Consider the following 17,556-nt stretch of genomic DNA (forward strand, 5'->3'; position numbering starts at 1 on the left):
ACCAACAAAGGAAAACTCCATGCACAACGTGACACTCAACAACGGCGTCCAGATGCCCATCCTCGGCTTCGGGGTCTACCAGATCCCCGACGGTGAGACCCAGGCAGCCGTGGAGAGCGCACTCGCCACCGGGTACCGCCACCTGGATACGGCAGCCTCCTACGGCAACGAAGAAGCCGTCGGGGCCGCCATCAAGGCCAGCGGCATCGCCCGCGAAGACCTGTTCGTCACCACCAAACTCTGGATCCAGCACGCCCCCACCGGCAGCGTCGAGGAGGACACCCGACGCTCTTTCGACAACTCGCTCAACCGGCTCGGCCTGGACTACCTGGACCTGTACCTGATCCACCAGCCGCTGGGCGACTACTACGGCGAATGGCGGGCCCTGCAAAAGCTGAACAAGGCAGGCCTGGCCCGGGCGATCGGAGTGTCCAACTTCCACCCGGACCGGTTGGTTGACCTCATTGACCACAACGAGATTGTCCCGGCCGTCAACCAGATCGAAACCCACCCCTTCCACCAGCGCGCCGCCGACCAGGCCCTCATGATCGAACGCGGCGTGCAGATCGAGTCCTGGGGGCCGTTCGCCGAAGGGAAGAACGGCCTGTTCACCAATCCGTTGCTTGGCGCGATCGGTGCGGCACACGGCAAGTCCGTCGCCCAGGTCGTGCTGCGCTGGCTCACCCAGCGCGGCGTCGTCGTCATCCCCAAGTCGGTGAAGGCGGAGCGAATGGCCCAAAACATGGATGTCTTCGACTTCACCCTCACCGAGGAGCAGATGGCCACGATCGCGACCCTCGACGCCGGTACCAGCCAATTCTTCGACCACCGCGACCCCGCCATGGTCAGCTGGCTCGGCGGGCGCCGCTACAACTGACACCGGCGAAAACCCCTACCTACCCAATCATCGAAAGAGGTCAAGAATGACTGATTCATCCCAGACCCGGGCCCGGCAACTCATCGGCGACTTCGCCCCCAAGCTCGTCGAGCTGACGGACGGCGTGCTCTTCGGGGACATTTGGGAACGGAACGAACTTTCCCCGCGGGACCGGAGCCTCGTCACGGTGTCCAGCCTGGTCACCAGCGGCAGCACCGAACAGCTCCGCGGCCACCTGGCACGGGCCAAGGCCAACGGGCTGACGGAAACCGAACTCAAGGAGGCCATCATCCACCTGGCCTTCTATGCCGGCTGGCCCAAGGCGATGTCCGCGATCACCCTGGCCAAGGAAATCTTCGAGGCCTGACCCGGCGCAAATGCGAGCGGGATCACACCCGGCCACGCATTTGACCATTCCTGGGCAAACAAAAAAGGCCCGGAAGATCAATTGATCTTCCGGGCCATCTTGTGCGCGGAGGGGGACTTGAACCCCCACCCCGTTTCCAGGACTAGCACCTCAAGCTAGCGCGTCTGCCATTCCGCCACCCGCGCAGGTGTCATCAGGAGCTCGATTCCAACCTCTCAGTCGTATCGTTTGCCCCCGAAGCAGCGATGAATACGATAGCACAGGTTTTGGGTGAAAGAACAATCGAGTGGTTCATGACCCCATTCGACCCCCTCAAAGGGCCCCCAACACCCAGGATGTAGGCTGAAACAAACACTTGAAAAGCCCTAAGGAGCCCCCTCGTGAACACCGTTCGGCCCGACGAAGAAGTAGTTGGCATCTGCCAGGACCTGATCCGTTTCGACACCAGCAACTTCGGCACGAATGAGGGCCCCGGTGAGCGCGCCATCGCCGAGCACGTCGCAGCCCTCATCTCCGACACCGGCTTGACACCGGAACTCTATGAATCCGCGCCGGGCCGCGCCAACGTGGTGACCCGCGTTGAGGGCAGCGACCCATCCCTGCCGGCCCTGGTGGTGCACGGCCACCTCGACGTGGTTCCGGCGCTGGCCCACGAATGGAGCGTTGACCCGTTCGGCGGCCTGGAGAAGGACGGGTTGATCTGGGGCCGCGGGGCCGTGGACATGAAGGACATGGACGCCATGACCCTCTCCGTCATGCGTTCCATGGGTCGGGAGAACCGCAAACCAAAGCGTGATCTGATCTTCGCCTTCTTTGCCGACGAGGAAGCCGGCGGCAGCTACGGGGCCCGCTGGTCGGTAGACAACCGCCCCGATCTCTTCGACGGCGCCACCGAGGCCATCTCCGAGGTGGGCGGATTCTCCGCCGAAATTGGCGGCAAGCGCGCGTACCTGCTCCAGACCGCCGAGAAGGGCCTGTCCTGGCTGCGCCTGACGGCCCACGGCCGCGCCGGGCACGGCTCACAGATCAACACCGACAACGCCGTCACCCGGCTGGCCCGCGCCGTCACCAGGATCGGTGACCACGAGTGGCCCATCGAGTACACGCCCACCACCCGGCAGTTCCTGGAGGGCGTCTCGGAACTGACCGGCGTCGAATTCGACGAAGGCAACCCGCAGATCCTGCTGGACCAGCTGGGGACGGTGGCCCGGTTCGTGGGCGCTACCTTGCAAAACACGGCGAACCCCACGTTCCTGCAGTCCGGCTACAAGGCCAACGTGATTCCCGCCACTGCCGAGGCCATGGTCGATGTACGCACGCTGCCGGGCCGCCATGAGGAAGTCCTGGAACTGGTGCGTGAACTGGCCGGGGACGGGATCGAGATCTCCACCATCCACAACGATGTCTCGCTGGAAACCCCGTTCGCGGGGAACCTGGTGGACGCCATGATCGATTCCCTCCACGTCGAGGACCCCGGCGCCACCGTCTTGCCCTACACGCTCTCCGGCGGCACGGACAACAAGTCGCTGAGCCGGCTCGGGATTACCGGCTACGGCTTTGCCCCCCTCCAGTTGCCGGCCGACCTTGATTTCACGGGCATGTTCCACGGCGTTGACGAGCGTGTGCCGGTGGAGTCGTTGAAGTTTGGCGCCCGCGTCCTGGACCGCCTGCTCAGCAACTACTAGGGAGACCCCGCATGGACCTGCACGAACTGCTGCCCGACGCCCTCCTGGAACGGTTCCGCGAGCGGGCCGCCGGCTACGACGAACGCAACGAGTTCTTCCACGAGGACCTGGCCGAACTCAAGGCCCAGGGCTACCTGCGGATGTTTGCCGCCACCGACGACGGCGGTCTCGGCTTTGGGCTGCGGGAGGTCGCCGCCGCGCAGCGCAGGTTGGCCACGGCGGCCCCCGCCACCGCGTTGGCGATCAATATGCACCTGGTCTGGACCGGCGTCGCGCACGTGTTGTCCCGGCGCGGCGACGACTCCCTGCACTATGTCCTCACGGAAGCCGTGAACGGCGAGGTGTTCGCGTTTGGCAACTCCGAGGCCGGCAACGATTCGGTGTTGTTCGACTCCAACACCGTGGCGGCGCCGTTGGGGGATGGCTCCTATGCGTTCACGGGCACCAAGATCTTCACCTCGCTGTCACCGGCCTGGACACGCCTGGGCATCTTTGGCAAGGACACCACGGGGGAGGAGCCGGCGCTGGTGCACGCCTTCATCACCCGGGACACCCCGGGCTACTCCATCAAGGACGACTGGAACACCCTGGGCATGCGCGCCAGCCAGTCCAACACAACGGTCCTTGACGGTGCCGTGGCCCCGGCCGGGCGGGTGTTCAGGAAACTTCCCGTGGGCCCCAACAGCGACCCCCTGATCTTTGCCATCTTCGCCTGCTTTGAAACCCTGCTGGCCGCCGTCTACACGGGCCTGGGGGAGCGGGCGCTGCAGATCGGCGTCGCCACGGTGCACAAGCGCACCTCCAAGAAGACAGGCAAGCCCTACTCGCAGGACCCGGACATCCGCTGGCGCATTGCCGACGCCGCCCTGGCCATGGACGGGCTGTACCCGCAGCTGGACGCCGTCGCCCGCGATGTCGACGAGCTCGCCGACCATGGCGCCCAATGGTTCCCCCAGTTGGTGGGGCTGAAGGTCCGCGCCACCGAGACGGCGCGCACGGTGGTTGACCTGATCATCCGGGTCAGCGGCGGCGGCAGCTACTTCGCCGGCAGCGAGTTGGGCCGGCTGTACCGGGACGTGCTGGCCGGCATGTTCCACCCCTCGGACGACGAATCCGCGCACGGCACCATCGCCAACGCCTGGCTGGGCCCCGTGGAGGACTAATCCCATGGGGGAAAAGACCGTGTGCCGGGCGTCTTCCTAGAAGACGTCCAGCGTCCGTTCCACCCGCAAAACGCGACGCCGCATCCAGTACTGGCGCCCGCCACCCATATAGAGGCGGCTGCGCTCCAATTCCCATTTCCCGTACTCCGCGTGCTCGCGCAAACGCTGGTAGGCGACCGGCACCGATTCGTCGGGCCGGACGGTCAAAATGAGATATTCGTACTGCCGTCCGGGGGCTCCCGAACCTTGGCGCACGGCGTGCAGGGTTTCCTTCATGTCCGTCCATTCTGCCGCTGGTGGGCTGAACTTGCTCCCACCATTAAAGCTACCCTCACGGGCCGTGGAAAGGTCTTTCATGTTGGCTGACACACTGGTACCGTCAAAGTCATGAGCATTGATCCCCGCGCGGCACTAACTGCCCTGACGACAGCCCTTGAAGAACACCTTGTGGCTGCCTCGGCACGACGCGGCGAAGAAGACCCGATTGTCGAAGCAACCTTCCTGGGCATCATCGACGCCTTCGAGGTGTACGAGGAAGCCCTGTTCGACGCCTTTGACGAGGTGACGCCGCTGGTCATTTACGGCGAGGAAGATGCCGACGCCGAGGAGCAGGACGTCGACGACGACCTGGAACCGATCGACGACTAGCTGCAATCCCTATTGGGAGTCCCTACTGGGCATCCCTGCCGGGGGCCTCAGCAGGAGACTTCGTCCAGCACCGTTCCGATTTGTTCGGGCAACGGCTCCAGGGATGACGCGAGGATTTCCTTCAACTGTTCGCTGGTTCGCGGCCCCACCACGGCGCCGGCCACCAAATGCTGGTCGAGGACCCAGGCCAGAGCCACATCCAACGGTGTACGCCCCAGCCCCTGGGCGGCCGTCATGAGCGCCTCGGTGATCCGGCTGGGTCGGCCCGACAAATACGGTTCCACATAGGAGCCCATGGTTTCGCTGGCTCCACGGGAGTCGGTGGGAATCTGTCCCCGGTATTTTCCCGTGAGCACTCCGCGCCCCAGGGGTGCCCAGCACATGACCCCGGTGCCCACGTGTTCGGCCGCCGGCAGGATTTCGCGTTCGGCGCCCCGGGCAAGCAGGGAATACTCCACCTGGTTCGCCACAAGGGCCGTGTCGGACAAGGTTGCGGCGCGTGCCAGCTGCCAGCCGCTGTAGTTGGACACCCCTGCGTAGCGCACCCGCCCCGTGGATACGGCAAGGTCCAGGGCGCTAAGGGTTTCCTCCAGCGGCACGTTCTCGTCCCAAATATGGGCCAGCCACAAATCCAGGTGGTCCGTGCCCAGCCGGGCCAGGGAGGCGTCAAGGCTTGCCAGCATGGCGCGGCGGGACGTGTCGACCATCCGTTTGCCATTGCGGTGGCTGACGCCGGCCTTGGATACCAGGACCACGTCGCTGCGCGGCACCACATCCCCCAAAAGTTCACCCAGGATTGCCTCGCTGCGCCCCTCGACATAGCTCACGGCCGTATCAAGGGTGGTGCCGCCGGCGTCGACAAAGCTGCGCAATAGGTCCTTGGCAGTGTCCGCGTCGGTTTCCTTGCCCCAGGTCATGGTGCCCAGGCCCAGTGCGGAAACCCGTAGTCCGCTGGTGCCCACGAATCGTTGTTCCATGCACGCAAGCTTACGGGGAATCCGGGGGCCGTTTTTGCGACGCGCGGTCCGGCGCGGCCGCACCCCGGGGCGCCGCGCATGCTCTAGGCTAAGTGCCGTGAACTGGTTTGAAGCGGCCTTCCTGGGCCTCATCCAAGGCTTGACGGAATTCCTCCCCATTTCCTCCAGCGCCCATCTATTTATTGTCGGGAAGTTCCTGCCAACGGGCGCCGACCCCGGCGCGGCCTTCACGGCCGTGAGCCAGCTTGGCACGGAGGCGGCCGTCGTCGTCTTCTTTTGGCGCGACATCGTGCGCATCATCAAGGCCTGGTTCGGTTCCCTGCGCGGCAAGGTGCCGCGCAGCGACCCCGACGCCCGGATGGGCTGGCTGGTCATCGTCGGCACCATCCCGATCGCCGTGCTCGGCGTGGTCTTCCAGAACCAAATCGAATCGACCCTGCGCAACCTGTGGATAGTGGCGACGACCTTGATTGTCTTTGGCCTGATCCTGGCCTTCGCCGACGCCGTGGCCCGGCAGGAACGCGAAATCAAGGACCTCACCGTCAGGGACGGCATCATCTACGGTTTCGCCCAGGCGCTGGCGCTCATTCCGGGCGTTTCACGCTCCGGCGGCACCATCACGGCCGGCCTGCTCATGGGGTACACCCGCGAATCGGCCGCCCGGTATTCATTCCTGCTGGCCATCCCCGCAGTCTTCTCCAGCGGCCTGTACGAGCTGTACAAGGTCTTCGCCAAGCACGAAGGCGCCCAGGGCCCGTTCGGCATCGGCCAGATCGCCCTGGCAACGGTCATCGCCTTCGTTGTGGGATATCTCATCATCGGCTGGTTCCTGAAGTTCATCTCCACCAAGAGCTTCCGTCCCTTTGTTTGGTACAGGATCGCCCTGGGCCTGGTGCTGTTCATCCTGCTCGGCCTCGGCGTCATCACCGCGTAACACCTACGTCAAGCGCGTTACCGCGAAACGTCCTCCCCAGGCTCGCTTCGCTCGCTTGTGGCCCCTCGGACGTTACGCTTAGCTCTGTGAAAACTTGGAAGTCCCGCCCCGTCCCCGAGCTGCCCGGCGAAATGCCCGCGCTTTTCCTGCATGAAACCACGGCAAACCGTGTCACGGCCCTTCCCGCCGGTGACACGGCCAGCCTGTACGTCTGCGGGATCACCCCCTACGACGCCACGCACATGGGCCACGCCGCCACCTACGTGGCGTTCGACCTGCTGAACCGTACCTGGCGCGACGCCGGGCGCACCGTCAGTTATGTGCAGAATGTGACGGACGTGGACGACCCCCTCCTGGAGCGTGCAACCCGCGACGGCGTCGACTGGCGTGAGCTGGCCGCCGAGCAGACGGCGCTCTTCCACGAGGATATGGAAGCGCTGAACGTGCTGGCACCCGACAACTACATCGGGGCCGTGGAGGCCATCGAGTGGATCGTGCCCCAGATCGAGGCCCTCGTGGCGGCGGGCGTCGCCTACACGGTCCCCGGCAGCGAGGGCGGTCCCGACGGCGACGTCTACTTCTCGGTGGACGCCGCCTCGGCGAGCAGCCAGGACGGCATCGACGGGCCCTGGTGGCTCGGCCAGGTCTCCGGCCTGAGCCCGGAGGAAATGCTGCCCATCTTTGCCGAACGTGGCGGCGACCCGCAGCGGTCCGGCAAGCGGAACCCGCTCGACGCCCTGCTGTGGCGCGTGGCCCGCGACGGCGAACCCCACTGGGACGGCGCGTCGCTGGGGGAGGGGCGCCCCGGCTGGCACATCGAATGTACGGTCATTGCCCAGCGTTTCCTGCCCGAGCCCTTCACCGTCCAAGGCGGCGGCTCCGACTTGATCTTCCCGCACCACGAGATGGGCGCCGGCCACGCCTTCGCCCTCAGCCACGTGCCCATGGCCCAGCACTACGCCCACACGGGCATGGTGGGCCTCGACGGCGAAAAGATGAGCAAGTCCCTGGGCAACCTGGTGCTGGTGTCCAAGCTGCGCGCCGAAGGAGTCGACCCCTCGGCCATCCGCCTGGCCATCCTGGCCAACCACTACCGTTCCGACTGGTTCTGGACCGACGCCCTGCTGGAAAACGCCCAGGCACAGCTGGCCGCCTGGCGGGCCGCCCTGCCCCAGACGCCGGAAGGCTCCGCCCCCGAACTGATGGCCGAGCTCCGTGCGGCCCTGGCCGCAGACCTCGACGCCCCCCGCGCCCTGGCCGCCGTCGACGCCTGGGCCGCAACCGCGGCAGCGGCACCCGCAGCCGACGGTTGTGAACGCGACGCCGCCCTGGTCTCCGACGCCATCGAGGCACTGCTGGGCGTAGCACTTTAGGAGAGAGGCCCCTGGCAACAAGCGTGCCCCGGCGGAAACCCGCCGGGGCACAGCCATGCCCGCAGGATGTTCCTAGGGCTGGTCCTTGCCGCGGCGGCGCAGATAGCGCTCAAATTCCTTGGCGATGGACTCCCCGGTGGCTTCGGGGAGGTCTTCGGTGTCCTTCGCCTCCTCCAGCTGGCGCACATAGGCGGCAATCTCCGGGTCCCCGGCGGCAAGGTCGTTGACGCCGCGCTCCCACGCCTGGGCGTCATCGAGCAGTTCGGCGGTGGGCAACGCCACCTGCAGGAAGTCCTCCACCTTGTTCAGCAACGCCAGCTCGGCCTTGGGGGACGGGGCCTGAGCCACATAGTGCGGCACCGCCGCCCACAGGGAAATGGTGGGCAGCCCCGCCAGCAGGGCAAGTTCGTTCAGTACGCCCACGATCCCGATGGGGCCCTCGTACTCCGAGGCTTCCAACTCAAACCGTTCGCGCAACTCGGCGTCGTCACAGGTCGCGGTGACGGGGATGGGCCGCGAATGGGGCACGTCGGCAAGCAGTGCACCCACTAGCAGCACATAGTTCACATTGAGGGCTGCGGCCTTGGCCAGCAATTCAGCCGTGTAGGCGCGCCAGCGGTAGGACGGTTCAATGCCGTGCACAAAGATGACGTCGATGGCGGTGCCGGGGATCGTGGCCTTGGCAATCTTCGTCACGGGCCATTTGATCTTCCGGGTGCCGGCGGCCGTCTGGTGGACCTCCGGCCGGGTGAACTGGAAATCGTAGTACTCGTCCGGCTCAATCACGGCGACCCGTTTGGCACCCCATAAATGGTGCAGGTACTTCAGCGCATCACTGGCGGCCTCACCGGCGTCGTTCCAGCCCTCAAAGGCGGCCATCAGCACGGTGACGCGCTCGTCTCCGGCCGCCGGCTCCAGCAGGCGGCGAAATTCTTGTGCCGGCACCTCATTGTCACTGCTCACGGCACCAGCCTACGACGCGGACGGATTTGTGCCACCGCAAATCACCCAAGACTTTGGCGGAAAAAAATACCCGACGGTAACCCACGTAGACTGATTGCATGCATTTACCGACGGGCTCCGCCCAGCCAACAATTTCCGTTGCCTCCGCCGATGCGTCACCTGCCCTCAAGGCCGCCTTGTGGGACATGGACGGCACCCTTGTGGACACCGAACCGTACTGGATCGCAGCGGAAATTGAGTTGGTGCGCGCCCACGGCGGGCACTGGGATGCGGAAATGGCCAAGACCCTGGTGGGTAACGCGCTGGAAACCTCGGCCAAGGTCCTCCAGGACGCCGGCGTGAAGCTTGAGGTGCGCGAGATCGTGGACCACCTCTCCACCAAGGTCATCGAAGGTATCCGGGCCGCCCTGCCGTGGCGGCCCGGCGCCCGGGAACTGCTGGCCGAACTGCACGGCCGCGGCGTGCGCTGCGTGCTTGTCACCATGAGCGAGCGCCCGCTGGCCCAGGAAGTGGTCAACGCGCTGCCCGCGCAGTACATGGAATTCCTTGTCACGGGCGATTCGGTGGTCAACGGCAAACCCCACCCGGAACCGTACCTGAATGCCATTGAGCTCCTGCGCGCGGCCGATCCCGAGCTGACCGCCGCCCACTGCGTGGCACTCGAGGACTCGGCCCCCGGGGTTGCCTCCGCCATGGCCGCCGGCGTGGCCACGATCGCCATCCCGCATGTGGTGGCGCTGGCGGATGACCCGGCCCGCACCACGTGGGACACCCTTGCCGGCAAGACGTACGACGACGTCGCAGCCGTTGTCGCCGGCCGCGCAGCTTCCGTGGGGGCACGGACATGAGCGGCACCGCCCCGCAGGCCCGGACCCGGCGCGAAGGGTTCGTCCTGGGCTCGGTGCGCGGCACTCCGATCATCCTCGCCAACTCGTGGTTCCTGATTGCCGCCATCACGGTGCTGATCTTTGGTCCGCAGCTCCAGTCGAGTTACTCCGGCCTGGGCGCCGGCGCCTACCTGGTGGCCTTCGCCTACGCCCTGCTGCTGCTGTTCTCGGTCTTCATCCACGAGCTGGCCCATGCGTTGACGGCGAAGATGTACGGCTGGACCACCCACAAGATCGTGTTGAACCTGTGGGGCGGCCACACCGAGTTCGACTTCACCAAGGCAACCCCCGGCCGCGCCCTGGTGGTGGCCTTTGCCGGCCCGCTGGCCAACTTCGTGCTGGCCGGCCTCGGCTACCTGGTGCTTCTGGCCCTGCCCGACGGGCCGTCCATGACCCTGGTCGCGGCCATGGGCTATTTGCTGACCCAGATTTTCATCTGGGCCAACCTGCTGATCGGCGTGTTCAACGTGCTGCCGGGTTCACCGCTCGACGGCGGGCGTCTCGTGGAGTCCATCGTGTGGAAGGCCACCGGCAGCCAGGAAAAGGGCACCGTCGCCGCAGGCTGGGCCGGCCGGGTCATCGTGGTCCTGATCGTGATTGGCGCACTCGTGGTGCCCTACCTGCAGGGCAATCAGCCCAGCCTGAGCACCACCTTCATCTTCATCCTGCTGGCCGGCTTCCTGTGGATGGGCGCCTCGGCTTCCATCCGGGGCGCCGGGATCCGCCTGCGCCTGCCGGGGATCTCGGCCGCCTCGCTGGCCGCACCGGCCGTCAGCGCCTCCGTCGAGTGCAGCGTGGCCCAACTGTGGTCCCTGCGCGCCCGCTACCCGTCCGAGGCCATTGTGCTGTGCGCCCCCGACGGCCGTCCCACCGCGGTGGTCGACGAACACGCCCTGGCCAACGTTCCGCCCCACGCCGCCGCCCACACCCCGGCCAACGCCGTCGCCCGCACCCTTTCCGCCGGCGCGTACGTACCGGACACGGCGTCCGGGCCCGACTTCGTGGAGTACCTTTCCAAGCTGCCCGACACCGAGTATGTGGTGGTTGATCCGCAAGGACGCGTCACCGGCCTGCTCAGCCAGGCCAAGGTTGTTGCGGCCATCACCGGAAAATAATCTCTGCCATCCACTGCCAACGGTTTGCACCCGCGGCGCCCACAGTATAAGTTTTCACGCACGAACCCGCCCGATAGGACACCCACGCATGAGCCAGACCATCAACACCACGCCGCAAGAAGGATCCACGGAACCGCACGGTGCCTCGTCCCGGCGCGGGCCGTTCCGCGCCGGCGAGCGTGTGCAGCTGACGGATGAGCGCGGCCGGATGAACACCATCACCCTGACCCCCGGCACCGCCTACCACACGCACAAGGGCTTCCTCAATCACGATTCCCTGATCGGCCAGTCCGAGGGCTGCATGGTCGAAAGCAACGTGGGCCAGCAGTACCAGGCCCTGCGCCCGCTGCTCTCCGACTTCGTGCTGTCCATGCCGCGCGGTGCCGCCGTCGTCTACCCCAAGGACGCCGGCCAGATCATCACGATGGGCGACATCTACCCGGGCGCACGGGTCGTCGAAGCCGGCGTGGGCTCCGGCGCCCTGTCCATCTCGCTGCTGCGCGCCGTTGGCGACAACGGCTACCTGCACTCCTTTGAACGTCGCGAGGAGTTCGCCGACATCGCCCGCGGCAACGTCGAAACCATTTTTGGCGGCCCGCACCCGGCCTGGAAGATCTCCCTGGGCGATTTCCAGGACCAGGTGGTGGCCCAGGAGGCCCCCGGCAGCGTTGACCGCGTGGTCCTGGACATGCTGGCCCCCTGGGAATGCCTCGACGCCGTTGCCACGGTGCTGGCCCCCGGCGGCGTCTGGATCAACTACGTGGCCACCGTCACCCAGCTCTCCCGCACCGCCGAGGCCATCCGCGCCGACGGCCGCTTCACCGAACCCGACGCCTGGGAATCCATGGTGCGCGGCTGGCACCTGGAGGGCCTGGCCGTGCGCCCGGACCACCGCATGGTGGCCCACACCGGCTTCCTCATGGTGACCCGCCGGCTCGCCGACGGCGTGACCGGGCTGAACCTGAAGAAGAAGGCCAAGGCCGAGTTCAGCGACGAGGACCTCAGCGCCTGGACCCCGGAAGCCGTGGGGGAGCGTGCCGTCTCCGACCGGAAGCTGCGCCGGGCCGCCCGCGACGCCGCCTCCACCGTGCAGACCAAGCGCACCAAGAGCAAAAACATTGCCTCCGACGACGCGGACGGCGACACCGACCAGTAAGGTCATTGTAAGAACCGTGCCACACGGCAGTAAGTGACGATGGTGCGACCCTCGCGGGCCGCACCATCGCCGGTTCCTTGCGGAAGGACAAGAGCACCATGAGCGACGCCACCAGCAACCTCCCCGGCCAGCTGCCCGGGGAGGGCCCCGGACCGGGCAACGTCCCGGAACCGCCAACGTTTTCGGCCTCCTACGCTGCCGGCCCCGGCCAGCAGGCAGTACTGGAACGCCAGCTCAACGTGCTCCGCGACAAGGCGCGCAACCTTGACCGGCAGCTTTCCTCCGCCACGCAGAACAACACCAAGCTCGTCACCATGCTGCAGGGCGCCAAGGCCGAAATCCTCAAGCTGCGCTCCGCCCTGGAAAATGACGGCCAGCCGCCCTACGGCTTTGGCACCGTCATGGCGCTGAACCCGCGCACCGCCGGGCACGCGGCAGCCTCGGGCTCCGGCGTCGCGGTCACGGAGGAGAGCGTCGACATCTACGCCTCCGGCCGGAAGATGCGGGTGGGCCTGAGCCCCCTCGTGCCGATGCACCAGCTGCGCGTGGGCCAGGAGGTCCTGCTCAACGAGGCGTTCACGATCATCGCCGGCCTGGGTTTCGAGCGCGTCGGCGAGCTCGTCACCGTCAAGGAACTGCTCGGCACCGACCGCGCCCTGGTCACCGGCCGGGCGGACGAGGAACGCGTCGTGCGGCTTTCCGGCGCCCTCCAGGAGGGCGGGCTGCGTGTCGGCGACGCCCTGACCGTGGACGGCAAGACCGCCTACGCATTGGAGAAGATTCCGCGCTCCGAGGTGGAAAACCTGATCCTGGAGGAAGTGCCGGACATCTCCTACTCCGACATCGGCGGGCTGACAAGCCAGATCGAACAAATCCGCGACGCCGTGGAACTGCCGTTCCTGCACCCGGACCTGTACCGGGAGCACGGCCTGAAGGCGCCCAAGGGCATCCTGCTGTACGGCCCTCCCGGCTGCGGCAAGACCCTCATCGCCAAGGCGGTGGCCAACTCGCTGGCCAAGCGCGCCGCCGAACGCTCCGGCGTCAAGGACCAAAAGAGCTACTTCCTGAACATCAAGGGCCCGGAGCTCCTCGACAAGTACGTCGGGGAAACCGAACGCCAGATCCGGCTCATTTTCGCCCGGGCGCGGGAAAAAGCGGCGGACGGCAGCGCCGTCGTCGTCTTCTTCGATGAGATGGACTCACTGTTCCGCACCCGCGGCACGGGCATTTCCTCCGACGTGGAGACGACGATCGTGCCGCAGCTGCTCAGCGAGATCGACGGCGTCGAACGGCTCGACAACGTGATCGTCATTGGCGCCTCCAACCGGGAGGACATGATCGACCCCGCCATCCTGCGCCCCGGCCGGCTGGATGTGAAAGTCAAGATCGAACGCCCCGACGCGGAGGCCTCCGCCGACATCTTCGCCAAGTACGTCACCACCGAACTGCCGTTCCACCACTTCGACGTCGAGGCCAACAACGGCAGCCTGCAGGAAACCGTCGACGCCATGATCCACCGCACCGTGGAGGCCATGTACGCCACGGACAAGTCCAACGAGTACCTGGAGGTCACCTACGCCAACGGCGACACCGAGATGCTGTACTTCAAGGACTTCAACTCCGGCGCCGTGATCCAGAACGTGGTGGACCGGGCCAAGAAGTACGCCATCAAGGACCTGCTGATGAGCGGGGAAAAAGGGATCCGGATCGAGCACATGCTCCGCGCCGTCGTGGACGAATTCCGCGAACACGAGGACATGCCCAACACGACCAACCCCGACGACTGGGCACGGATCTCCGGCAAGAAGGGTGAACGCATCACGTACATCCGCACGATCGTCCAGAGCAAGGAGGGCCAGGTTCCCGGCAAGACCCTGGAAACGCTGACCAACACGGGACAATACCTGTGAGCGTTGTGCGGGTCATGGGCGCCGAAACCGAATACGGCATCCACACCCCCGGCGTGAACACGTTCAACGCCACCTGGCTCTCCACCCAGGTGGTGCACGCGTATTCGCTGGAAACCGGACACCGTGCGGCCGCCGGCGGGGAGACCCGCTGGGACTACACGGACGAGGACCCGCTGGCCGACGCCCGCGGCTGGGTGACGCCCCGCAACGAGGCCCACCCGTCGCAGCTCACCGACGTCGAACCGGAGCTCACGGCGGCCCAAATCGCCCTTGAGGGCGGGGAAACCCCTGAAGAGACCGGGCCGCTGATGATGAACATGGTGCTGGGCAACGGGGCGCGGCTCTACGTGGACCACGCCCACCCCGAATATTCCTCCCCGGAGGTGACCAACCCGCTCGACGCCGTGCGCTGGGATGCCGCCGGCGACCTCGTGGCCCTGGCGGCCGTCCGCCGGATCGCGGCCACGCCGGGGCTGCCCGGCATCAACCTGTACAAGAACAACACCGACAACAAGGCCGTCTCCTACGGCAGCCACGAAAACTACCTGATGCCCCGCAACGTGCCGTTCAACAGCATCGTGGCCGGGCTGACGGCGTTCTTCGTGACCCGCCAGCTCATCTGCGGGGCCGGCCGGGTGGGCCGCGGCCAGGACGGCTCCGGCACCGGTTTCCAGATCAGCCAGCGCGCCGACTTCTTCGAGGCCGAGGTGGGCCTGGAAACCACCATCCGCCGCCCCATCATCAACACCCGCGACGAACCGCACGCCGTGTCGGAAAAGTACCGGCGCCTGCACGTCATCATCGGCGACGCCAACCTCAGCCAGGTCTCCAACTACCTCAAGTTCGGCACCACGGCCCTGGTACTGGACATGATTGAGCACGGCACGGCCCCGCAGCTGCGCTTCGCAGACCCCGTGGCCACGCTGAAATCGGTCAGCCACGACTGGCAGCTGCACAAAACCCACTTGCTGGCCGACGGCACCAGCATCAGCGCCCTTGACGTCCAGCGGCGCTACCTGGATGCCGCCAAGGCGCATGCCGCCGCCAACGGTTCCGCCGACCCCCTGACCGGGGACGGGCAGACGGCCGCCGTCCTGGCCCGCTGGGAATCCGTGCTCACGGCCCTGGGCAGCGACCCCATGAGCCTGGCCACGCAGGTGGAATGGGTGGCGAAGCTGAGCCTGCTCCAGCAATACCGCACCCGCGACGCCATGAAGTGGTCCGATCCCCGGCTTGCGCTGATCGACCTGCAATGGTCCGACATCCGCCCCGAAAAGGGCCTCTACTACAAGCTCCTGCAGCGCGGCCGCATGGAACGGCTCGTCAGCGACGAGTCCATCGCGCATGCGGCCGTCCAGCCCCCGGCGGATACGCGTGCCTACTTCCGCGGCAAATGCATCCAGCGGTTCGGCGCCAACGTGGTCGGCGCCAGCTGGGACTCGGTCATCTTTGAACTGCCCAACCAGCGCCGGCTCCAACGCGTCCCCACGAAGGAACCGCTGCGCGGCACGAAGGCGCTCACGGGCGAGCTTTTTGACTCCAGCCCCGACGCCGGCACCTTCCTGGGCCGGCTCCTCGCGGGCGCACACTAGGCGTTCGCGCACCGTCCCGGACGAGCCCCAACACGTTGCCCCGCACAAGGGGCAAAGCGTGCGCGGCCGTGGCAGGATGGACTTGACGAAGCAACCCGATCCGCGGCGACGCGGAGCGTCGAAAGGAAGCATCATGGCATCGCAGGAACAAAAGAACGTCTCCTCCCGCACCGAGGAGGAAGTGGTGGATGAGGCCCCGACGCCCACACCTGCCCCCGATTCCGGCTCGGCGCAGGCCGCAACGTCCGGTGTCGATGACCTGCTGGATGAGATTGACGGCGTGCTGGAATCCAACGCCGAGGAGTTCGTGCGCGGATTCGTCCAAAAGGGCGGACAGTAACCCGCCATGGACGCCGCGCAGAGGGATGCCCTGCCGTCGGGCGTAGTCGCGGGAGCGACGTCGTCGTTCCTTGACTTCGTGACCCACAGCAACCCGGCGCTGTTGCCTTTTGGCCGCTCCCTGCCCGCGGGGGAGCTGCCTCCCACCCCGCACGGGACCACCATCGTGGCGCTCTGTTACGAGGGCGGGGTGTTGATGGCGGGGGACAGGCGCGCCACCATGGGCTCCATGATTGCCAACCGGCACATTGAAAAGGTGTTCCCGGCCGATCGGTACTCGGTGCTCGGCATTGCCGGGACGGCGGGGATTGCCGTGGACATCGTGCGGCTCTTCCAGGTGGAACTGGAGCATTACGAGAAAATTGAGGGCACGCTGCTCAGCCTCGAGGGCAAGGCCAACCGGCTCGGCGCCATGATTCGGGCCAACCTGCCCATGGCGCTGCAGGGCCTGTCCGTGGTGCCGCTGTTTGCGGGCGTGGAGGCCGGCACTTCCGCCGGCCGGCTGTTTTCCTACGACGTCACCGGCGGGCGGTATGAGGAACTCGAACATCACAGCGTCGGTTCCGGCTCGGTGTTCGCCCGCGGCGCACTGAAGAAGTTGTGGCGTCCGGGCCTGGCGGAGGACGACGCCGTGACGGTCGCCGTAGAGGCCCTCGTGGACGCGTCCGACGACGATTCCGCCACGGGCGGCCCCGACCTGGTCCGGAAGGTCTGGCCGGTTGTCTACGTGGTCAACGACGACGGCGCCCACCGGGTTTCCGCCGACAGGCTCGCCGCGACCGTGGCCGACATCGTGGCCCGCCGCACCATCGAAGGAAGGGAGGCCTAGCATGGCGCAACAGTTCTATGTCTCGCCCGAACAAATAATGAAGGACCGCGCCGACTTTGCCCGCAAGGGCATTGCGCGCGGCCGATCGGTGGTGGTGATCAGCTTCCTGGGCGGCATCGCCCTCGTGGCCGAAAACCCCTCACCGACCCTGCACAAGATCGGTGAGATCTACGACCGCATCGGGTTCGCGGCGGTCGGCAAGTACAACGAATTCGAGAGCCTCCGCCAGGCCGGCGTGCGGTACGCGGACGTCAGGGGATACTCCTACGACCGTGCCGACGTCAGCGCCCGCGGGCTGGCCAGCGTCTACGCCCAAAGCCTCGGCACCGTTTTCACGGCGGAGCAGAAACCGTTCGAGGTGGAGCTGGCCGTCGCCGAGGTTGGCGCCAGCCAGAACGCCGACCACATCTTCCGGCTGACCTTTGACGGCTCCATCGCCGACGAGTCCGGCTACCTGGCCATGGGCGGCCGGGCCGAACTGGTCCAGCAAAAACTTGCCGACTCCTGGGCTCCCGGCGCGGATCTTGCGCAAACGCTCGCCTGGGCGGTGGCGGCCCTGCAGGCGCCCCGGCTGGAGGCCGCGAACGGCAGCGGCCAGGCGGAGCTCCTGGGCGCCGGCAGCCTCGAGGTGGCCATACTGGAACGCGACGCCCATGAAGTGCGAGGCACCCACCGGGCCTTCAGACGGCTCGACACGGCCGCGGTGGAACAAATTTTGACGACGAACGGACGGGGATAGGC

Annotated in this window: 18 protein-coding genes and 1 tRNA gene; 15 read left to right on the plus strand and 4 right to left on the minus strand. The window is 66.5% G+C overall.

Annotated elements, in window-relative coordinates:
- Positions 1-19 precede the first annotated feature (19 nt).
- Positions 20-877: an aldo/keto reductase gene (locus tag AL755_RS11735; protein WP_054011160.1), complete on the plus strand. Its 858-nt coding sequence runs from the start codon at positions 20-22 to the stop codon at positions 875-877.
- A 46-nt stretch (positions 878-923) separates the two neighbouring features.
- A complete protein-coding gene (locus AL755_RS11740; RefSeq protein WP_054011161.1) occupies positions 924-1,244 on the plus strand; it encodes a carboxymuconolactone decarboxylase family protein in 321 nt (106 codons plus the stop codon).
- A 102-nt stretch (positions 1,245-1,346) separates the two neighbouring features.
- Here the strand turns inward: AL755_RS11740 and AL755_RS11745 are convergent.
- Positions 1,347-1,429 (minus strand) — tRNA-Leu (locus tag AL755_RS11745).
- A gap of 195 nt (positions 1,430-1,624) precedes the next feature.
- On the opposite strand from AL755_RS11745, the gene AL755_RS11750 reads away from it, so the two are divergent.
- Together AL755_RS11750 and AL755_RS11755 are read left to right on the plus strand one after the other, a co-directional pair.
- Positions 1,625-2,929 carry a M20/M25/M40 family metallo-hydrolase gene (locus tag AL755_RS11750; protein WP_054011162.1) on the plus strand — a complete coding sequence of 435 codons (1,305 nt, stop codon included), beginning with the start codon at positions 1,625-1,627 and terminating at the stop codon, positions 2,927-2,929.
- An 11-nt stretch (positions 2,930-2,940) separates the two neighbouring features.
- Positions 2,941-4,092 (plus strand): acyl-CoA dehydrogenase family protein, encoded by a 1,152-nt coding sequence (locus AL755_RS11755; protein WP_054011163.1) that lies wholly within the window; start codon positions 2,941-2,943, stop codon positions 4,090-4,092.
- Positions 4,093-4,128: 36 nt separating this feature from the next.
- Here AL755_RS11755 and AL755_RS11760 read toward each other — a convergent pair whose 3' ends face one another.
- Positions 4,129-4,368 (minus strand): DUF5703 family protein, encoded by a 240-nt coding sequence (locus AL755_RS11760; protein ID WP_054011164.1) that lies wholly within the window; start codon positions 4,366-4,368, stop codon positions 4,129-4,131.
- 111 nt (positions 4,369-4,479) lie between these two features.
- Here AL755_RS11760 and AL755_RS11765 point away from each other — a divergent pair, with 111 nt between their 5' ends.
- Positions 4,480-4,740, plus strand: a complete 261-nt coding sequence (locus tag AL755_RS11765) for a hypothetical protein (protein ID WP_054011165.1) — start codon at positions 4,480-4,482, stop codon at positions 4,738-4,740.
- 47 nt (positions 4,741-4,787) lie between these two features.
- Here AL755_RS11765 and AL755_RS11770 read toward each other — a convergent pair whose 3' ends face one another.
- The gene (locus AL755_RS11770) at positions 4,788-5,717 is read right to left on the minus strand and encodes an aldo/keto reductase (protein WP_054011166.1); all 930 of its coding nucleotides are present in this window, start codon (positions 5,715-5,717) and stop codon (positions 4,788-4,790) included.
- A 97-nt stretch (positions 5,718-5,814) separates the two neighbouring features.
- On the opposite strand from AL755_RS11770, the gene AL755_RS11775 reads away from it, so the two are divergent.
- Both AL755_RS11775 and mshC read left to right on the plus strand, forming a co-directional pair.
- Complete coding sequence (locus AL755_RS11775; protein ID WP_054011167.1) at positions 5,815-6,651, plus strand: undecaprenyl-diphosphate phosphatase; 837 nt, start codon at positions 5,815-5,817, stop codon at positions 6,649-6,651.
- A gap of 86 nt (positions 6,652-6,737) precedes the next feature.
- On the plus strand, positions 6,738-8,024 hold the full coding sequence (gene mshC, locus AL755_RS11780) for a cysteine--1-D-myo-inosityl 2-amino-2-deoxy-alpha-D-glucopyranoside ligase (RefSeq protein WP_054011168.1): 1,287 nt from the start codon (positions 6,738-6,740) through the stop codon (positions 8,022-8,024).
- 72 nt (positions 8,025-8,096) lie between these two features.
- Here the strand turns inward: mshC and AL755_RS11785 are convergent, their stop codons facing one another.
- The gene (locus AL755_RS11785) at positions 8,097-8,987 is read right to left on the minus strand and encodes a PAC2 family protein (protein ID WP_054011169.1); all 891 of its coding nucleotides are present in this window, start codon (positions 8,985-8,987) and stop codon (positions 8,097-8,099) included.
- Positions 8,988-9,085: 98 nt separating this feature from the next.
- Here AL755_RS11785 and AL755_RS11790 point away from each other — a divergent pair, with 98 nt between their 5' ends.
- From AL755_RS11790 to prcA, 8 genes are all read left to right on the plus strand, one after another.
- Positions 9,086-9,835 (plus strand): HAD family hydrolase, encoded by a 750-nt coding sequence (locus tag AL755_RS11790; protein ID WP_082369194.1) that lies wholly within the window; start codon positions 9,086-9,088, stop codon positions 9,833-9,835.
- Positions 9,832-10,989 carry a site-2 protease family protein gene (locus AL755_RS11795; RefSeq protein WP_054011170.1) on the plus strand — a complete coding sequence of 386 codons (1,158 nt, stop codon included), beginning with the start codon at positions 9,832-9,834 and terminating at the stop codon, positions 10,987-10,989. The genes AL755_RS11790 and AL755_RS11795 overlap by 4 nt, the downstream gene beginning before the upstream one ends.
- An 88-nt stretch (positions 10,990-11,077) precedes the next feature.
- The gene (locus AL755_RS11800) at positions 11,078-12,145 is read left to right on the plus strand and encodes a tRNA (adenine-N1)-methyltransferase (protein ID WP_054011171.1); all 1,068 of its coding nucleotides are present in this window, start codon (positions 11,078-11,080) and stop codon (positions 12,143-12,145) included.
- Between the two features lie 221 nt (positions 12,146-12,366).
- On the plus strand, positions 12,367-14,055 hold the full coding sequence (arc, locus tag AL755_RS11805; RefSeq protein WP_445290515.1) for a proteasome ATPase: 1,689 nt from the start codon (positions 12,367-12,369) through the stop codon (positions 14,053-14,055).
- A 14-nt stretch (positions 14,056-14,069) separates the two neighbouring features.
- Complete coding sequence (dop, locus tag AL755_RS11810) at positions 14,070-15,647, plus strand: depupylase/deamidase Dop (RefSeq protein ID WP_054013025.1); 1,578 nt, start codon at positions 14,070-14,072, stop codon at positions 15,645-15,647.
- A gap of 133 nt (positions 15,648-15,780) precedes the next feature.
- Positions 15,781-15,987: a ubiquitin-like protein Pup gene (locus AL755_RS11815; RefSeq protein ID WP_054011173.1), complete on the plus strand. Its 207-nt coding sequence runs from the start codon at positions 15,781-15,783 to the stop codon at positions 15,985-15,987.
- A 6-nt stretch (positions 15,988-15,993) separates the two neighbouring features.
- A complete protein-coding gene (gene prcB / locus AL755_RS11820) occupies positions 15,994-16,815 on the plus strand; it encodes a proteasome subunit beta (RefSeq protein ID WP_054011174.1) in 822 nt (273 codons plus the stop codon).
- Position 16,816: 1 nt separating this feature from the next.
- The gene (gene prcA, locus AL755_RS11825; RefSeq protein WP_054011175.1) at positions 16,817-17,554 is read left to right on the plus strand and encodes a proteasome subunit alpha; all 738 of its coding nucleotides are present in this window, start codon (positions 16,817-16,819) and stop codon (positions 17,552-17,554) included.
- Positions 17,555-17,556 lie beyond the last annotated feature (2 nt).

The sequence above is a fragment of the Arthrobacter sp. ERGS1:01 genome (genome assembly GCF_001281315.1).
GTDB lineage: Bacteria > Actinomycetota > Actinomycetes > Actinomycetales > Micrococcaceae > Specibacter.